We start from the raw sequence: 19,910 nt of genomic DNA on the forward strand, positions 1-19,910 counted from the left end.
AATTGTCCAAATAATTTAATATTACTGTTCTTACAACATGTTTATTCATAAAATCAACAGGGCGGGCGTACAGAAAACCCACCCTGTGAGTTCAAAAGTAACTAATTTTGCAATTAACACGTTGAATTATTCATGCTTCTACTTTGTACCAATTGCATTAGTTTTATACCATTGCCCCCATGGAGTCGGATTATTGGGGTCCCAGTTGTTTACCATGTCCAAATACCCAACATAGCTCGAATTTCCACACCATGACCAACTAAATAATCCTATCTTGTACTGTTTTGCATACCTGACAATAGCTTCTTCATCAGGGTCACCATCTGTGTGCTGATGCCCAAATTCCCCAATAACCAATGGTAACCCCTTATCAACAAATGATTTGATGTACTCTTCGACCTTGCTTGCTGTATTGTATACGCCATACATATGGATCGAAAATACCAAATTGCGCAGCGGATCTGCTTCCATTATGCTCTGGGCATTATCTCTCATAGTATTAGACCAATCCTGACCCCAGTTCGGCGCATCCACCATTATTGTGTGCTTGAATCCCGCATCTCTAAGTGCTTTTATAGCATTCTTCGTGTCATTAACCCAGTTTTGATAGTTATTGTTCCCATACGGCTCATTACCAATGTTTATAATTACAAAATCTTCGTTACCGTCTAATACGCTCTTTATCTCCTTCCAATATTCCACTGCTTGTGCCAATGAACATGCTGCCCCATCTTCTCCATATCCTGTTGTGTCGTGTACTTCTAATATAATAGCTTTGAAACCAAGACTTCTTGACAATGATATAATATTTGCCACTTCACTTGCTGGTATCTTCGTCCATCGGTAACCATTACTCAGCACTATCCTCACAGAGTTCATACCCCATGACCTGATTCCACGCAATGCCGTATCAAGTCTATCTCTATACCAACAGTGTGCATGATTAGTTCCTATCAATGTGCTTGTATCAATTCTTGCTACTCCATTACCCAGTGTTGGTGTTGGTGTCGGGGTTGCTGTTACTGTCGGTGTCGGGGTTGGCGTTACTGTTACTGTCGGTGTCGGCGTCGGTGTAACTGTTGGTGTAGGTGTCGGCGTCGCTGTCGGGGCAACCGTCACCGTCGGCGCAGGTGTGGCTCCACTCGGCTCCTGTCCCCATACCAGCACTCCATCTATATACGCCGTTACCTTCTCATTCTCTCCATAACTCGTCATGCTCTGTAACCATGACCAGTCATTCCCCTGATTGTAATTGCTCCAGTCACTCTTGTTAAATCTTATCTGTATCTCTCCTGTGTCCTTCCCAGGCTGTAACTGCCCAGCTCCACTCTTAAATCCTATCTCCAAGTAATAGTCCGCTCCACTTACGCTACTGCTCAGCTTCACAAACTTGAATGTTACATTGCTTGCCCCTATCTGTGCCCAGTCTGATATCGCACTCTGTGCCCTCTCACCATCTACCGTGTACCAGTACCTTATCGTTACCCTGCTCAAATCTATGCTACTGCTTCCCGTGTTCACTACCTTCAACCACGGCCTTATCGTGTTTGTAGTGCTGTTTGTCTCCTTGTTAGCATACAGTACCTTTATCTGCCCACCTGTCGCAGGTGTGCTAACAGGTGTCGGTGTTGGCGTCGGTGTTACCGTCGGTGTTGAGGTCGGTGTTGGTGTTGGTGTCGGGCTTGCTGTTACTGTCGGCGTAGGTGTCACTGTCGGCGTCGGCGTTACTGTTGGTGTAGGTGTCGGCGTCGCTGTCGGTACTGGTGCAGGTGTCGCTCCACTCGGCTCCTGTCCCCATACCAGCACTCCATCTATATACGCCGTTACCTTCTCATTCTCTCCATAACTCGTCATGCTCTGTAACCATGACCAGTCATTCCCCTGATTGTAATTGCTCCAGTCACTCTTGTTAAATCTTATCTGTATCTCTCCTGTGTCCTTCCCAGGCTGCAACTGCCCAGCTCCACTCTTAAATCCTATCTCCAAGTAATAGTCCGCTCCACTTACGCTACTGCTCAGCTTCACAAACTTGAATGTTACATTGCTTGCCCCTATCTGTGCCCAGTCTGATATCGCACTCTGTGCCCTCTCACCATCTACCGTGTACCAGTACCTTATCGTTACCCTGCTCAAATCTATGCTACTGCTTCCCGTGTTCACTACCTTCAACCACGGCCTTATCGTGTTTGTAGTGCTGTTTGTCTCCTTGTTAGCATACAGTACCTTTATCTGCCCACCTGTCGCAGGTGTGCTAACAGGTGTCGGTGTTGGTGTCGGTGTTACCGTCGGTGTTGAGGTCGGTGTTGGTGTTGGTGTCGGGCTTGCTGTTACTGTCGGCGTAGGTGTCATTGTCGGTGTCGGCGTCGGTGTAACTGTCACCGTCGGCACAGGTGTTGGTGTTGGCGTTGAACTTGAGGATCCCTCTGGTTCTTGTCCCCATACCAGCACATTACCTTCATAAGCTGCTATGAATTTATTCTTACTAAGTTCTTTTGTTAATCCTGCATAAGATGGGTCATTAGTTGGATCCCATGGAACGCCTTGTGGTACAGAGATCTTAAATTGAGCTTGTTTTTTGTGTTCTACTTCCCCACCTGGGTATATTTTTGTTCCTGTAAAATCAACCAATATATAGTAAATGTTCTTTGATGCATTCCATACGTATGGTCCAGATATTTTTCCACCTTCCGAATAATATGTCTCTACTTTAACAATATCAGGACCATACCCAGCCTTGATTAACTCACTTAGGTCAATAAAATACTTAAAGTTTAAATTATCTGTGACCCGTGGTGGCCATCCCGTTCTATTATAAATGTATGAAATTATTTCAGTATAGTTTGCACCCTGTGAATTACCAAACTTGGATTCAACAAAAATTTCATCATTAGTTGGCTTTTCGATAGCTTTGAAATTAGGTATTGGGTCTCCTCCATACATAAGGTACATTTTTGCTAGAGCACCAACAATACCAGCATTGTAGTCACAAGCCACCTCGTTTTGTACATAGTCAGTAATATCATCATTGTAACTATCATCAGAGCCTGGTCCACCTACTAATGCACCATAAAGAATGTGTCGATGATATTCGGGTATTCGCATACTGTTCGCCCATGAACTATGTGCATTTCTATGATGTGGATGTTGTGGATAATTTTGTCCAAATCCTACCAAAAAGCTTCTTCCTGTTGAACCTAATGCATAGTTAATCTGACTCTCACCAAATTTTAGATAAGCTGTTCGCTTGTTTTCTGGACATCCCGACCAATCTGCATAAACAAACGCTAAGAAAGCTGCAGTTGTAGCATACCTAAGTGAGCCCCACCCTGTTAGCCATGCAAGACCCTTAGGTGTATATGTTATGTTATATGTCCAATGATCAAGATTTCTTTCAACAGCACCTTTATATATGTCTTTATTAGTAATCTTTGCTAAAAGTAAGATTGCTCCGTATCTTACATCATCCCAGCACTGTGTCCATGTATTTGTGCCACCGGCATATTCTGCCATAAGCGCCTCAGCTTTATCCAAATATGATTTGTCATTTGTCGCAAGATATAACCACACTGCCGCCCAGCCAAGATCATCAATATAGCCACCTGATGTGTAAAAGCCGGTTGCTGCAGTATACCCTGCATCGCTACGAGTTCTATCAGCAAAATCAAAGAGTTCTATCGCATGCTGCAAATATGTGTCTGCCTTTTGACTGTTTCTTTCACGTATAACGATTGAAGCTGCAGCCAAGGATGCAGCTGTTTCTGCAACAACTGAACTTGCAGGATTATTTAAATCACACTTGTATGCTGGCCGTTTCATTTGCATAACTTCTGCTGGTCCCCAGAAGTTATGATCTTCAATTGGATCACCAACTTGATAGTAGTATACATACTTTGATGGATGGCATTTTACAAAGTAGTCGTTTACCCATTCTATCTGGTTAAGTATATGTTCAAGCTGGCCACTTTTCTCAAATGCTGCTTTATACTCATAAACTGCCCACGAAAGCATTGAAGCACTGTATGACATTGGTAGATTAAACTTTACATGATCGCCTGCATCATGCCAGCCACCTGTAAGATCCAAGCCTACATCTTTACCATCATTTAGACCAGAATCTCCTCGCCAGTTGTTGCGGATCCATGATGGCAGTTTACCTGACATCTGGAATTCATAAAACATAATTGCTTTTTGAAGAGCTTCACCATAGTTAAAGGTTGTTGCTGCTTTCACATCACTGTTATTGTATCCTGAAAATAGAAATAAAATCTGCAATAGAAATACCACAGCAACACACAATGTTATCCTTTTTATTGCTTTTTTTAGTTTAAGCATTTTTAACCCTAACCCCCTTTTTTGATTTGATAGTTAATTTCAATTAATTGTATTGAATGGTATAATTTTGAAACTTATACTTAGTTCCTACAATAAATGTTTAATAATTACTTAGTTTTTAGCCGTTTTCTATCACCCCCTTCTTTCCTTTAATTCGCTTGCTTAATGACTTTAACTATACAAGTCCCCTACTGACCTTAAATTTTTTTCATATATCCACAAATTCCCATTTAACGTATTTTATCATTTTGAAGCTGGAACTGGCTCAGGCTCATTATTGTTGTAATATATTGTAATATTAATGTTTTTCCCATTTGTACCTAAGGGTCTTTTGTGATCTAATCCAACAAACCTACCTTGACTGTCTTGCCATAGAGCCGGTTTCAAAAATGAGTATTTTTTCTCATCCCATGTCGTAAAATCATATCCAACCAATCCTCCAGTGTCACCCGAGTTAGCATTAAAGCACCAAAATGTGTGATGAATATGATTTTCTATGATATAATCTCGTAAATACTTCATCCACTTTTCGTTATCGGCTCCATCCAGATGACCACCCCACTCACCTATCAGAAGTGGCGCAATGTTTTCTTCCATAATGTACGCCCAATTCGGACGCCAACAATCTTGTAGTAAAGACTCTTTTGTGAACCCTGGATAAAACCACGGCTGCTGGTAAACAGATGGCCCGTAATCATGTGGCGAATATACAACTTTATTTTGATATTTACCCAGATTAATAGGATACTTTCTAACACCTCGCAAGTTACCGCCCCACCATGTTGAATAGTAGTCGCTGGAGGATTTTGATGTCCATGTGACGTCGTCCTTTGGATAGGCTTCGATTCCTTCAATCACAATTAGAAGGTTTGGATTTATATTCAGTATACGTTTTGCACATGTTTCAGCTGCATATTTCCAATTATTAATATCTGTTGAATTATCCCATTTTGCAAATGTTGTATCTTGCCACGGTTTTCCATGTGGCTCATTCTTTAGGTCAAAAGCTATAATAGTGTCATCATTTTTATATCTATTTGTAATCCATTCGCACGCTTTATAAAAATCCTCTGGAGTAAATTTTTCATCATACCATACCGGATAGATATGTCCCATCGCGTCTGTTTTTATACTGTGAATATCCAACATAATTTTCAAACCAACATCTTTACATGTTTGCACTACTATGTCAAATACTTCCAGACTGTTTTTGCCTTCAAGCTCTGGATTTACGTAGTAGTTTATATTTGGTTTTGGATAAATACCTTGCGACCAGTTCAATATAAGCTCTGCAGATATTGGAACTCTTAGCAAGTTAAAGCCTCTATTAGCTATTTCAGCAAGAGTATCTTTCAGATTACAACTCCATACACCATCAAATACATTTGTACCAGTATTATATCCAAACCAGTTAATACCTGTTAACCATACTGGTCTACCGTCTTTATCAACTATTTTGTTACCACTTACATAAAGCCAATCATCATTTGTATCATCAGGAATACTCGATGTTGGCGTTGGATTTGGAGTTACTGTTGGCGTTGGTATTGCTGTCTGCATAGGTGTTGGCGTCGGTGTTACCGTCGGTGTTGGAGTTGGTGTCGGCGTCGCTGTCGGTGTCGGTGTTGGTGTTGGAGTTGGTGTTACTGTTACTGTCGGCGCAGGTGTCACTGTCGGGGTCGCTGTCGGGGCAACCGTCATCGTCGGCGCAGGTGTCGCTCCACTCGGCTCCTGGCCCCATACCAGCACTCCATCTATATACGCTGTTACCTTCTCATTCTCTCCATAACTCGTCATGCTCTGTAACCATGACCAGTCATTCCCCTGATTGTAATTGCTCCAGTCACTCTTGTTAAATCTTATCTGTATCTCTCCTGTGTCCTTCCCAGGCTGTAACTGCCCTGCTCCACTCTTAAATCCTATCTCCAAGTAATAATCCGCTCCACTTACACTACTGCTCAGCTTCACAAACTTGAATGTTACATTGCTTGCTCCTATCTGTGCCCAGTCTGATATCGCACTCTGTGCCCTCTCACCATCTACCGTGTACCAGTACCTTATCGTTACCCTGCTCAAATCTATGCTACTGCTACCACTATTCACTACCTTCAACCATGGCCTTATCGTGTTTGTAGTGCTGTTTGTCTCCTTGTTAGCATACAGTACCTTTATCTGCCCACCTGTCGCAGGTGTGCTAACAGGTGTAGGTGTTGGAGTCGCTGTTACTGTCGGTGTCGGGGTTGGCGTTACTGTTGGTGTAGGTGTCGACGTCGGTGTTACTGTTGGTGTAGGTGTCGACGTCGCTGTCGGGGCTGGCGCAGGTGTCGCTCCACTCGGCTCCTGGCCCCATACCAGCACTCCATCTATATACGCTGTTACCTTCTCATTCTCTCCATAACTCGTCATGCTCTGTAACCATGACCAGTCATTCCCCTGATTGTAATTGCTCCAATCATCCTTGTTAAACCTTATCTGTATCTCTCCTGTGTCCTTCCCAGGCTGCAACTGCCCTGCTCCACTCTTAAATCCTATCTCCAAGTAATAGTCCGCTCCACTTACACTACTGCTCAGCTTCACAAACTTGAATGTTACATTGCTTGCCCCTATCTGTGCCCAGTCTGATATCGCACTCTGTGCCCTCTCACCATCTACCGTGTACCAGTACCTTATCGTTACCCTGCTCAAATCTATGCTACTGCTACCACTATTCACTACCTTCAACCATGGCCTTATCGTGTTTGTAGTGCTGTTTGTCTCCTTGTTAGCATACAGTACCTTTATCTGCCCACCTGTCGCAGGTGTGCTAACAGGTGTAGGTGTTGGTGTCGCTGTTACTGTCGGTGTCGGTGTTGGTGTTGGAGTCGCTGTTACTGTCGGTGTCGGGGTTGGCGTTACTGTTACTGTCGGTGTCGGCGTTACGCTTGCAGTTGGCGTTGGGGTTAATGTTGGAAGTTGAATCTCTGGCGGAGTTGGTAAAGTTGTGGTTGTAGGAACTATGGATGGATCTATCAAACTCCAAAAAGCATATTTAGACATATAGTTTTCATCAAATAGCAACGGATAATCTTTCTTTCCGTAGTTTTTGCTTAGCCATGAATAATCATCTTTTAATCCCCAAAACGTAACATTTGTGACTACATTCTTATATTTTTTGAATAAATCAAACAATTCTTTATATCTCTGAGCTTGCTTAATAAGCAACTCTCTTGGAGGGACAGCATAATTTGTGCTTGACCCCCACTGATAAAAACTCATATCAAGCTCTGTAATGTGAATCTCTATGCCAGGTATTGAGCTAAACAACTTTATTGTATTCTCTATCTCACTAATTGATGGCCAATCTAAATTTATGTGACACTGTAAACCCACTCCATGAATCGGAACTCCTTTTTCTTTCAAACTCTTTATCAGGTTGTATATAAACTGTCTCTTTTGGCTATTTTCTGTATTGTAATCGTTGTAAAACAATTTTGCATTAGGATCTGCTTCATGTGCCCATATAAATGCCTTCTCAATATATTCAGGTCCACATATGTTATACCAATTAGATCTTCTGTATCCATCACTCTGACCCTCATCTATAGCTTCATTTACCACATCCCATGCATAAACCTTGCCTTTGTACCTTCCAACCACATCGTAAATATACTGTTTTAATCTACTAAGCAATGCGTCTTTACTCAATGTATTTCCATTCGAGTCTTTAAAAAACCAATCAGGTGTTTGCTGATGCCATACAAGTGTATGACCTCTTATTGTCATGTTATTGCTTATCGCAAAATTCACAAATGAATCTGATTTGCTAAAATTGTACGTATTTTCATTTATTAATAATTCAGAAGGTTTCATTTCATTCTCTGGTGTAATGCTGTTGAAATGTTTTAAAATAAGCTTCTTTTCCATCTCCGAAGCAAGGCTTGTATTTCCAAAAGCAACTCCAATTCTAAAATCATCTCTGTATTTCTCAACTAAGTTAGGTATCTCCCATTCAGGTTCAGCTAACTTAGATGAATCAAATATTTTTAATTCATCAACCCAGAATGATAAACTTGCATTTTGAGCTTCTACATACAGTATTAACTCATTTACTGTAACACCAGCTGGAACTGAATAACTTCCGCTGAGCTCAACCCAAGTATTATTTGGTACATCCTTGTTATATATCAAGTTTTCATAACTTGTTGTAGAATCAGTTGCAAATCTCCTTTGCATAGTCAATGACATCTTTTGTGTAGAGCCGCTGTTCTGATATACCCAAACGCTTATCTTATATACTTTCCCTTGCTCCAAAATAGTGTCAACGGGAATTTGTGCCCCATGCCAATTAGATGAACGCCCACTAACATACAGACTGTACTTACCAGAATACGCAACTGAACTGTCAGCCTTTATTGTTACACCACTTCCCCTTGCCTGCCATCCCTCAGTTGTACCGCTTTCAAATCCTGTGGAATGTATTACTCCACCTGACAAATAGCTGTTCTCGTCCATTATACGAATACAGTCAACATTGAAATCTATTCCACTTTCTACAATAGTGTGTATCACAATTACCAAATTTTTTACATTGTTTAAATTTGGATTCCACCTGCCAACAATCTTTTTCCAATAATTTGGTACCGCTACAACCTCGCCTAATAGAGCACTTTTTACTCCACTTCCATCATCATAAACTGCAGAAATGCCGAAAGCGACTGGTTTTTGATTGTTGTGCTTTACATATCCTGATATCACCCATGTGGTTCCATTTTTAATAATGTTCTTAACATCAACAGCCACACCGCTCCATATTGAATTCCTGTTCGTAACTTTAATACTTTTCTTTCCATTATATGCGTCGTTTTCGTCAATCGTAATATTCGAACCACCGTACGCAAAATATGAAATTGTTTCATTTTCTTCTTCAAAGTCCAATGCATATGTTTCTGCATTTACACTCTCTTGAAATAGGCTAATACCTATTAATATATTAAATAAAAATGTTAGTATTACTAATATCGACGTAATTCTATTTGTTGCTTTTTTTGTTTTCATCAAAAACCTAACCCCCTCTCTTAAATTCAACGCTAATAAGAGACATAATATTTCTTAATTCATTCCTCTTTGGAATGCCATGTCAATTTATAACTATGAGGAGGAGGTGGTTCTCAATACCACCCCTCCTCATAAGCATATACACAAATTTTCACATTTGTCTTTTTTTACAGATTCTTACTGATTACCGAACAGAATTTCATATGTTGCATTAGCTATTGCTATGTCGCACTGTGCCCAGAACCTGTGATATCTGAACTCCGGTACCTGCCCTGACTTGTATGCCGCCTCTAACTTCGGCCAATCAGGATCTTGTTTGTACTTGCTCCTTATGTCTATAAACTTAACTCCGCTCTTTATTACATCTCCATTCGGCATCTTCCCTGTCCATCCTGCCGGAATGTATACCTCTTGCTCAAAGAACCTCTTGTAATCCGCTCTCTTCTCTGGCGCCGATAAACCTTTCTCATCCCTGTATAACTTCCACATCCTGTCCAGCAATTCCTTCGCTAAATTCTTCGCTTCCTCATCAAATACCCCATACTTCTTCGTCCCTGCACTATAGTACAACAACGCATTCGCCAATGATGCTGTTATTCCTAAGTCAGTACCATAGTCCACTACCTTAACATGTAAGTTGCTATTCCCTGTATACGCCCCGTTCCATGTATCAGGTTGTCCGCTCCAATCAAGCGTCGACGGTATCGCAAATGTACCATCACTGTTCAACTTCACTACACTCTTTATCCAGCTTACCCACTTCTCAAGCAGTGCACCTGCGTCCTTATCTCCTGTCACATAGTAATACTCCGCTACCCTCTGCATCGACCATGCCTGGAATCCAAACCATGTGTTGCTGCCAGGATCTCGATATACCGGGTTCGGTTCATACGCCATTCCATAAAATGTCGCTGTACCTGCCGGATATTTCTCGTACCTGCCATTCCATGAATTTGTCGCGCCTCCTGCTATCGCTCCCTCCGCTGACTGCAACCACCTGTAAAATTCTATCTGCCTCTTCAAACTCTTCGCCCAGTCGCTCGCTCCGTTCGGCGACTTCGGCTTCATATCACTATCATTCGCTAATGCCCATGCCGCCATCGGATTCTGATATCCAAAGTGCGCATGACTGCAACCTATCTTCCATGACCATGCACCATCAAGTGCCCCGCCCCATGCATAATACCATGATAACAGATAATGTGCACTGTCATATCCCGTTCCTCCAGCCGCATTCTTGTCCTGACATCCTAATGGCTTGAAATACTTGTCAAACATCGCATACCTCAAATAGTCTCCCATCTTCGCTGCCTTCGCTACATAGCTGCTTATCTCATTAAACTTACCTTGCTCCTTCGCCCATACCTTCGCCCAGTAAGTAGCCTGAATAGCTCTCGCATCCGCATCCGGTGCGTTCGTATACCTCCACTGCTTCGAATAGTTCTGATCCTTAATAAACAGATCTAAAAATCCATTCGGTCCGCCCCATTTGAATTCCTCCCAGCTCGGATGCGGTACAGTCTCCCATACAGACTCCTCAGGCCCTCTCTGGAACGTGTTGATAAATGATGCCCGGCTCACTCCGTCCCCTCTCTTGCCATATCCATACCAGTTGTCTACGTCCATCAACCAGTGCATACCATACATCAATGTGCTACCATATGTGCTCACAAGCTCATTATGCAACGGATCCTTCCCAACAGGTACATTAAACTCAAGCGGCGATGGATACTTGTCCGGTGTCTCCCACTCACCTGCATACGTCGCTGGCTTGTTAGGATCATATGACCTCATCGGCTGATCTTCAGCCGACGGTATCATATACTTCTCTAATGTGTCCCATGCCGTCTTAAACTTGCTCCAATCACCCGTCAACTTCCCATACACTGCCTCAAGCCATACATAATACGAAAATGCTTCACTCGTGGTCAAATGACCATAATCAGGTGCTTCGCATATCAATGTCTCTACCGAATGATATGGTATCCCATCCTGGTTAAAATACCCGCTCGCAGGATCATGTATCTTGTTCCACAACCACATAAACCTCTGCCCATATTCTCCAAGACCGCTCGGTGTGCTGCTCGGTGTAGGTGTCGGAGCCACTGTCGGCGTCGGTGTCACCGTCGGTGTTGGAGTTGGTGTCGGAGTCGCTGTCGGGGTCGGTGCTGGGGTCGGAGTTGGTGTCACTGTCGGGGTTGGCGTCACTGTCGGCGCAGGTGTCGCTCCACTCGGCTCCTGGCCCCATACCAGCACTCCATCTATATACGCTGTTACCTTCTCATTCTCTCCATAACTCGTCATGCTCTGTAACCATGACCAGTCATTCCCCTGATTGTAATTGCTCCAGTCATCCTTATTAAATCTTATCTGTATCTCTCCTGTGTCCTTCCCAGGCTGTAACTGCCCAGCTCCACTCTTAAATCCTATCTCCAAGTAATAGTCCGCTCCACTTACACTACTGCTCAGCTTCACAAACTTGAATGTTACATTGCTTGCTCCTATCTGTGCCCAGTCTGATATCGCACTCTGTGCCCTCTCACCATCTACCGTGTACCAGTACCTTATCGTTACCCTGCTCAAATCTATGCTACTGCTACCACTATTCACTACCTTCAACCATGGCCTTATCGTGTTTGTAGTGCTGTTTGTCTCCTTGTTAGCATACAGTACCTTTATCTGCCCACCTGTCGCAGGTGTGCTAACAGGTGTCGGTGTTGGTGTCGCTGTTACTGTCGGTGTCGCAGTAGGTGTAGGTGTTGGTGTTACCGTTACTGTCGGTGTTGACGTCGGCGCAGGTGTCGCTCCACTCGGCTCCTGGCCCCATACCAGCACTCCATCTATATACGCTGTTACCTTCTCATTCTCTCCATAACTCGTCATGCTCTGTAACCATGACCAGTCATTCCCCTGATTGTAATTGCTCCAGTCATCCTTGTTAAATCTTATCTGTATCTCTCCTGTGTCCTTCCCAGGCTGCAACTGCCCCGCTCCACTCTTAAATCCTATCTCCAAGTAATAGTCCGCTCCACTTACACTACTGCTCAGCTTCACAAACTTGAATGTTACATTGCTTGCCCCTATCTGTGCCCAGTCTGATATCGCACTCTGTGCCCTCTCACCATCTACCGTGTACCAGTACCTTATCGTTACCCTGCTCAAATCTATGCTACTGCTACCACTATTCACTACCTTCAACCATGGCCTTATCGTGTTTGTAGTGCTGTTTGTCTCCTTGTTAGCATACAGTACCTTTATCTGCCCACCTGTCGCAGGTGTGCTAACAGGTGTTGGCGTAGGTGTCGGTGTTGGTGTCGCTGTTACTGTCGGTGTTGTTGTTGACGTGGGGGTGGGCGTTGGCGTTACTGTCGACGTAGGTGTTGGTGTAGAAGATGTACCAATTGCATTAGTTTTATACCATTGCCCCCATGGAGTCGGATTATTGGGGTCCCAGTTGTTTACCATGTCCAAATACCCAACATAGCTCGAATTTCCACACCATGACCAACTAAATAATCCTATCTTGTACTGTTTTGCATACCTGACAATAGCTTCTTCATCAGGGTCACCATCTGTGTGCTGATGTCCAAATTCCCCAATAACCAATGGTAACCCCTTATCAACAAATGATTTGATGTACTCTTCGACCTTGCTTGCTGTATTGTATACGCCATACATATGAATCGAAAATACCAAATTGCGCAGCGGATCTGCTTCCATTATGCTCTGGGCATTATCTCTCATAGTATTAGACCAATCCTGACCCCAGTTCGGCGCATCCACCATTATTGTGTGCTTGAATCCCGCATCTCTAAGTGCTTTTATAGCATTCTTCGTGTCATTAACCCAGTTTTGATAGTTATTGTTCCCATACGGCTCATTACCAATGTTTATAATTACAAAATCTTCGTTACCGTCTAATACGCTCTTTATCTCCTTCCAATATTCCACTGCTTGTGCCAATGAACATGCTGCCCCATCTTCTCCATATCCTGTTGTGTCGTGTACTTCTAATATAATAGCTTTGAAACCAAGACTTCTTGACAATGATATAATATTTGCCACTTCACTTGCTGGTATCTTCGTCCATCGGTAACCATTACTCAGCACTATCCTCACAGAGTTCATACCCCATGACCTGATTCCACGCAATGCCGTCTCCAGTTTATCTCTGTACCAGCAATGTGCGTGATTGGTTCCTATTAACGTACTCGTATCTATCTTCACTACTCCATCATTAGATGTAGCCGCACCAACTTTGGGTAAACTCGTTACATTTGCTATAAACAAAATGTTCAATAAAAAAACAACTGTACATAGTATGCTCAACCATTTCTTTCCTATTTTCGTTTTTAGTCTCAACATAAAACCTAACCCCCTCTTTTTTATGCATTTTTGCCATTATACCTCGCCATTTTTTGTACTATTTTTCGAACACCTCCATACAGGATTTTAGCGAAGCAGCACACCATTCCGATAGATGTGCCACCCCGCTAAATTTCCATTTACCTACTTATTATTGATTACCGAACAGAATTTCATATGTTGCATTGGCAATTGCTATGTCACACTGTGCCCAGAACCTGTGATATCTGAACTCCGGTACCTGCCCTGACTTGTATGCCGCCTCTAACTTCGGCCAATCAGGATCTTGTTTGTACTTGCTCCTTATGTCTATAAACTTAACTCCGCTCTTTATTACATCTCCATTCGGCATCTTCCCTGTCCATCCTGCCGGAATGTATACCTCTTGCTCAAAGAACCTCTTGTAATCCGCTCTCTTCTCTGGCGCCGATAAACCTTTCTCATCCCTGTATAACTTCCACATCCTGTCCAGCAATTCCTTCGCTAAATTCTTCGCTTCCTCATCAAATACCCCATACTTCTTCGTCCCTGCACTGTAATAAAGCAGTGCATTCGCAAGTGATGCCGTTATTCCTAAATCAGTACCATAATCTACTACCTTCACATGCAAGTTCGGATTACCTGTATATGTCCCATTCCATGTGTCTGGCTGCCCACTCCAATCAAGCGTCGATGGTATCGCAAATGTACCATCACTGTTCAACTTCACTACACTCTTTATCCAGCTTACCCACTTCTCAAGCAGTGCCCCTGCATCTTTATCTCCTGTCACATAGTAATACTCCGCTACCCTCTGCATCGACCATGCCTGGAATCCAAACCATGTATTGCTACCCGGGTCCCTATACACAGGGTTCGGTTCATACGCCATCCCATAAAATGTCGCTGTACCTGCCGGATACTTCTCGTACCTGCCATTCCATGAATTTGTCGCGCCTCCTGCTATCGCTCCCTCCGCTGACTGCAACCACCTGTAAAATTCTATCTGCCTCTTCAAACTCTTCGCCCAGTCACTCGCTCCGTTCGGTGACTTCGGCTTCATATCACTATCATTCGCTAATGCCCATGCAGCCATCGGATTCTGATATCCAAAGTGCGCATGACTACAACCTATCTTCCATGACCATGCTCCGTCCAATGCTCCGCCCCATGCATAATACCATGATAACAGATAATGTGCACTGTCATATCCTGTTCCTCCAGCTGCATTCTTGTCCTGACATCCTAATGGCTTGAAATACTTGTCAAACATCGCATACCTCAAATAGTCACCCATCTTCGCTGCCTTCGCTACATAGCTGCTTATCTCATTAAACTTACCTTGCTCCTTCGCCCATTCCTTCGCCCAGTAAGTAGCCTGAATAGCTCTCGCATCCGCATCAGGTGCATTCGTGTATCTCCACTGCTTCGAATAGTTCTGATCCTTAATAAACAGATCTAAAAATCCATTCGGTCCGCCCCACTTGAATTCCTCCCAGCTCGGATGCGGCACCGTCTCCCATACAGACTCCTCAGGTCCTCTCTGGAACGTGTTGATAAATGATGCCCGGCTCACTCCGTCCCCTCTCTTGCCATATCCATACCAGTTGTCTACGTCCATCAACCAGTGCATACCATACATCAATGTGCTACCATATGTGCTCACAAGTTCATTATGCAACGGGTCTTTGCCAACAGGTACATTAAACTCAAGCGGCGATGGATACTTGTCCGGTGTCTCCCACTCACCTGCGTATGTCGCTGGCTTGTTAGGATCATATGTCCTCATCGGCTGATCTTCCGCTGACGGTATCATATACTTCTCTAATGTGTCCCATGCCGTCTTAAACTTGCTCCAATCACCTGTTAACTTCCCATACACTGCCTCAAGCCATACATAGTACGAAAATGCCTCACTCGTGGTCAAATGACCATAATCAGGTGCTTCGCATATCAATGTCTCTACCGAATGATATGGTATCCCATCCTGGTTAAAATACCCGTTCGCAGGATCATGTATCTTGTTCCATAACCACATAAACCTCTGCCCATATTCGCCAAGCCCGCTCGGTGTGCTGCTCGGCGTCGGTGTAGGCGCAACTGTCACCGTCGGTGTTGGGGTTGACGTTGGGGTTGGAGTTGGTGTTGGTGTTGACGTTGGTGTTGGTGCCGGGGTTGGAGTAGGTGTGGGTGCTGGTGTTGCTGTCGGCGCTGGTGTCGCTCCACTCGGCTCCTGACCCCATACCAACACTCCATCTATATACGCCGTTACCTTCACATTCTCTCCATAACTCGTCATGCTCTGTATCCATGACCAGTCATTCCCCTGATTGTAATTGCTCCAGTCACTCTTGTTAAACCTTATCTGTATCTCTCCTGTGTCCTTCCCAGGCTGCAATTGCCCCGCTCCACTCTTAAATCCTATCTCCAAGTAATAGTCCGCTCCACTTACACTACTGCTCAGCTTCACAAACTTGAATGTTACATTGCTTGCCCCTATCTGTGCCCAGTCTGATATCGCACTCTGTGCCCTCTCCCCATCCACCGTGTACCAGTACCTTATCGTTACCCTGCTCAAATCTATGCTACTGCTACCACTATTTACTACCTTCAACCAAGGCCTTATCGTGTTAGTTGTGCTATTGGTCTCCTTGTTCGCATACAATACCTTTATCTGCCCACCTGCAACCGGACTGCTGCTCGGTGTTGGTGTCGGTGCCACCGTCACTGTCGGTGCCGGCGTCGGGGTCACTGTTGGGGTTGGGGTAGCAGTTGGCGTTGGTGTAGGTGTTGGTGTCGCTATTGGTGCTGCGGTCGCTCCCGTCGGCTCCTGACCCCATACCAATACTCCATCTATATACGCCGTTACCTTCTCATTCTCTCCATAACTCGTCATGCTCTGTATCCATGACCAGTCATTACCCTGATTGTAATTGCTCCAGTCACTCTTGTTAAACCTTATCTGTATCTCTCCTGTGTCCTTCCCAGGCTGCAACTGCCCCGCTCCACTCTTAAATCCTATCTCTAAATAATAGTCCGCTCCTTCTACACTGTTGCTCAGCTTCACAAACTTGAATGTCACATTGCTTGCACCTATCTGTGCCCAGTCGCTTATCGCACTCTGTGCCTTGTCTCCATCTACCGTGTACCAGTACCTTATCGTTACCCTGCTCAAATCTATGCTACTGCTGCCACTATTTACTACCTTCAACCAAGGCCTTATCGTGTTAGTTGTGCTATTGGTCTCCTTGTTCGCATATAATACCTTTATCTGCCCACTTGCTACAGGTGTGCTGCTTGGTGTCGGTGTAGGTACAACTGTTACTGTCGGTGTCGGGGTTGACGTTGGGGTTGATGTCGGAGTAGGTGTTGGTGTGGGTGTAGGTGTTGATGTTGCTGTTGGTGTTGGGGTTGGTGTAGCAGTTACTGTAGGTGTTGGAGTTGGAGTTGCTCCAGAAGTTCCTGGTTCCTCACCCCATACTTTTACATCTCCATCATAAAGTGGAATATATTTAGTTTTAACAACTGAACCACTTGAAACTCCCTTTATATCCTGGAATGAATAGTCGTTAGAATTATCCCACTGTACATTCTGTGGCGCTGCAATTCTGAATTGAACTTCTTTCTTATATTTGTCTTGGCCACCTGGATAAATCAATGTGCCAGTAAAGTCTACTAAAATGTAGTATATATTCTTGCTTGCATCCCATACATAAGGTCCACTTACTTTTGCACCTTGATTATAATTGGTACTCAAGGTTAATTGATTTGGTGAATATCCTGCTTTAATTAATTCGCTCAGATCAACAAAATATCTAAATTTAAGCTTATCTGTTGCTCTTGCGGGCCAACCACTCTGATTATTAACAATCGCCTTAATTTCAATAAAGTTTGTTCCAGAAGCATTTATACCAGCTTCAACAAAGAACTCGTCATTTGTTGGTGTTTCAATTGCTTTGAAGTCAGGTATTGGATTTCCACCATATAATAAGTACATCTTTGCCAATGCACCAACAAATCCTGCGTTGTAATCACATGCTACCTCATTATTCACATAGTTGCTAATGTCATCTGTATAGCTATCATCAGAGCCTGGACCACCAACAAGCGCTCCATATAATGTATGCCTATGATATGAAGGTATACTCTGACTGTCTGCCCATGAGCTATGAGCAGTTCTGTGATGCGGTCTCTTTGGCGGATTTGTACCAAATCCTACAACAAAACTTCTTCCGGTTGAACCCAATGCATAATCTATCTGGCTTTCTCCGAATTTTCTATATGTTTCTTTTTTGGTGCTTGGGCAACCAGACCAATCGCTATAAACAAATGCTAAAAACGCTGTAGTTGTTGCATATCTCAAAGAACCCCATTGATCAAGCCATGCTAATCCTTTCGGGGTATACTTTATCCTTTCGCCGTTATACCCTGTAGTCCAGTAATCTAAGTGACTCTCAATAATTTGTTTGTAAGTATCCTTGCCGGTAACTTTTGCTAACAATAATGCCGCTCCATTGTGAACATCGTCCCAGCAATGAGCCCATTTGTAGTCAATTGTGTTACTACCTGAAATTTTTGGCCAATTTTGGACATATGACTCAGCTTTTGTTAGATATGTTGAATCATTTGTTGCCAAATACAACCAAACTGCTGCCCAAGAAAGCTCATCATAGAAACCGCTCCATGAATTATAATATCCATTTGCTGCCGTGTAACCAGAATCGCTTTTTGTCACTTCTGCAAACTCATATAAATCTTTTGCATGTTGCAGATATGTTGCTGCTTTAGTGGGATTTCTGTCTTTCAAAACAATTGAAGCTGCTGCTAAGGAAGCTGCCGTCTCTGCTACTACCGCAGAACCTGGACTGCTTTGTGTAACTTTAAATGAAGGCCTTTCCATTTGCATAACCTCAGCAGGACCCCACCATGCATGGTCCTTGCCGCCATCTCCAACCTGGTAGTAATATACATATTTACTTGGATGGCATTTTACAAAATAGTCATTAACCCATTCGATTTGGTTTAAGATATGTTCCAATTGACCACTCTTGACAAATGCATCTTTGTATTCATACACTGCCCATGACAACATTGTACCAGTGTATGACATTGGAAGGTTAAACTTGACGTGATCACCTGCGTCAAACCAACCACCTGTCAAATCAAGCCCATTGTCTTGACCATCCTTTAATGCTGAATCACCACGCCAGTTGTTGCGTACCCAATTCGGAAGTTTACCAGACATTTGAAATTCGTAAAACATGATAGCTTTTTGTAAAGCTTCCCCATAGTTAAACGAACCAGCCCTAGCCTCCTGCCATGGTTTAACCCCATATACCACTCCTAAAATAAATATAAAAGTTACAACCATGGCAATAATTCTTCTGTAACGCTTCATAAATCTCTAACCCCCTCACTCAGTTTATTATAATTTTCGATTCTATTATATACCCAAAATATGTGCATGCCAATTGATTTTTTTTGTCTAATTTGTTTGTTTAATTGTCAAAAACGCAATACGCTATTTCTATTTTTCATTCCTTATACGTACTTTTATTTCTCATATTCTTTTTATTACAAAATTATAACACAAATGTTTCTAATATTTTGCATTATTTTGCTCTATGGAGGTCAAAAAAATGCAACAAAATAATTTGATATTAAACGGAATTCATATGGATATGATCGGTTAAGAAAAGATAGTTATTTTTTTTTGAATAGCTTTATGATGTGGTAGAAACTTTTTTCAGTAGCTAAACAAAGTTAATATATTGGCTGCCTTTGCACGGCAGCCAATATATTATATATAGAATATATTAAAAAGAGGGGGTTAGGGGATAGCTTCTTTCAGCGTTACAGAAGAATCTATATAAATTTTAGATTACTATCTTCTTTATACTTTAACATATACCTATGAACCATTTTTTAATTTCATTCCAAAAATAAAACGGCGTCACGCCAGACGCCGTTTTAACCTTTTCTCAACCCTCTATTAAGCCCGAGTAGGTTTCGGCAGCCTGGCAACCATAGGAAGTTTTACTTCCGACAGGCCCATGGCTTTGCGCCCCTGCCTTTCGACAGGTTTGCCCTTTCGATATATGCCTTTACTCTTTTGGCAATCACAATCCTCTGTATATTATTATCTCACAAAACTTAGAGTTTTTCAAGCACATTTTTCAACTCCTGTATTCAAGTGTAAT

Annotated in this window: 4 protein-coding genes and 1 riboswitch; all 4 genes read right to left on the bottom strand. The window is 43.0% G+C overall.

The window, feature by feature from the left end:
• Nucleotides 1-138: 138 nt before the first annotated feature.
• Nucleotides 139-4,332, bottom strand: coding sequence for a glycoside hydrolase family 9 protein (locus tag PGC14_RS07830; RefSeq protein ID WP_271628593.1), 4,194 nt, complete (start codon nucleotides 4,330-4,332; stop codon nucleotides 139-141).
• A 243-nt stretch (nucleotides 4,333-4,575) separates the two neighbouring features.
• Nucleotides 4,576-9,366: an endo-1,4-beta-xylanase gene (locus PGC14_RS07835; RefSeq protein ID WP_271628594.1), complete on the bottom strand. Its 4,791-nt coding sequence runs from the start codon at nucleotides 9,364-9,366 to the stop codon at nucleotides 4,576-4,578.
• A gap of 177 nt (nucleotides 9,367-9,543) precedes the next feature.
• Nucleotides 9,544-13,728: a glycoside hydrolase family 48 protein gene (locus PGC14_RS07840; RefSeq protein ID WP_271629870.1), complete on the bottom strand. Its 4,185-nt coding sequence runs from the start codon at nucleotides 13,726-13,728 to the stop codon at nucleotides 9,544-9,546.
• A gap of 154 nt (nucleotides 13,729-13,882) precedes the next feature.
• Nucleotides 13,883-19,108 carry a glycoside hydrolase family 48 protein gene (locus PGC14_RS07845; protein ID WP_271628595.1) on the bottom strand — a complete coding sequence of 1,742 codons (5,226 nt, stop codon included), beginning with the start codon at nucleotides 19,106-19,108 and terminating at the stop codon, nucleotides 13,883-13,885.
• Between the two features lie 610 nt (nucleotides 19,109-19,718).
• A riboswitch (cyclic di-GMP riboswitch) is annotated at nucleotides 19,719-19,808 on the bottom strand.
• Between the last annotated feature and the right edge of the window lie 102 nt (nucleotides 19,809-19,910).

The sequence above is a fragment of the Caldicellulosiruptor sp. DIB 104C genome (genome assembly GCF_028198085.1).
In the GTDB taxonomy this organism is placed as follows: domain Bacteria; phylum Bacillota; class Thermoanaerobacteria; order Caldicellulosiruptorales; family Caldicellulosiruptoraceae; genus Caldicellulosiruptor; species Caldicellulosiruptor saccharolyticus.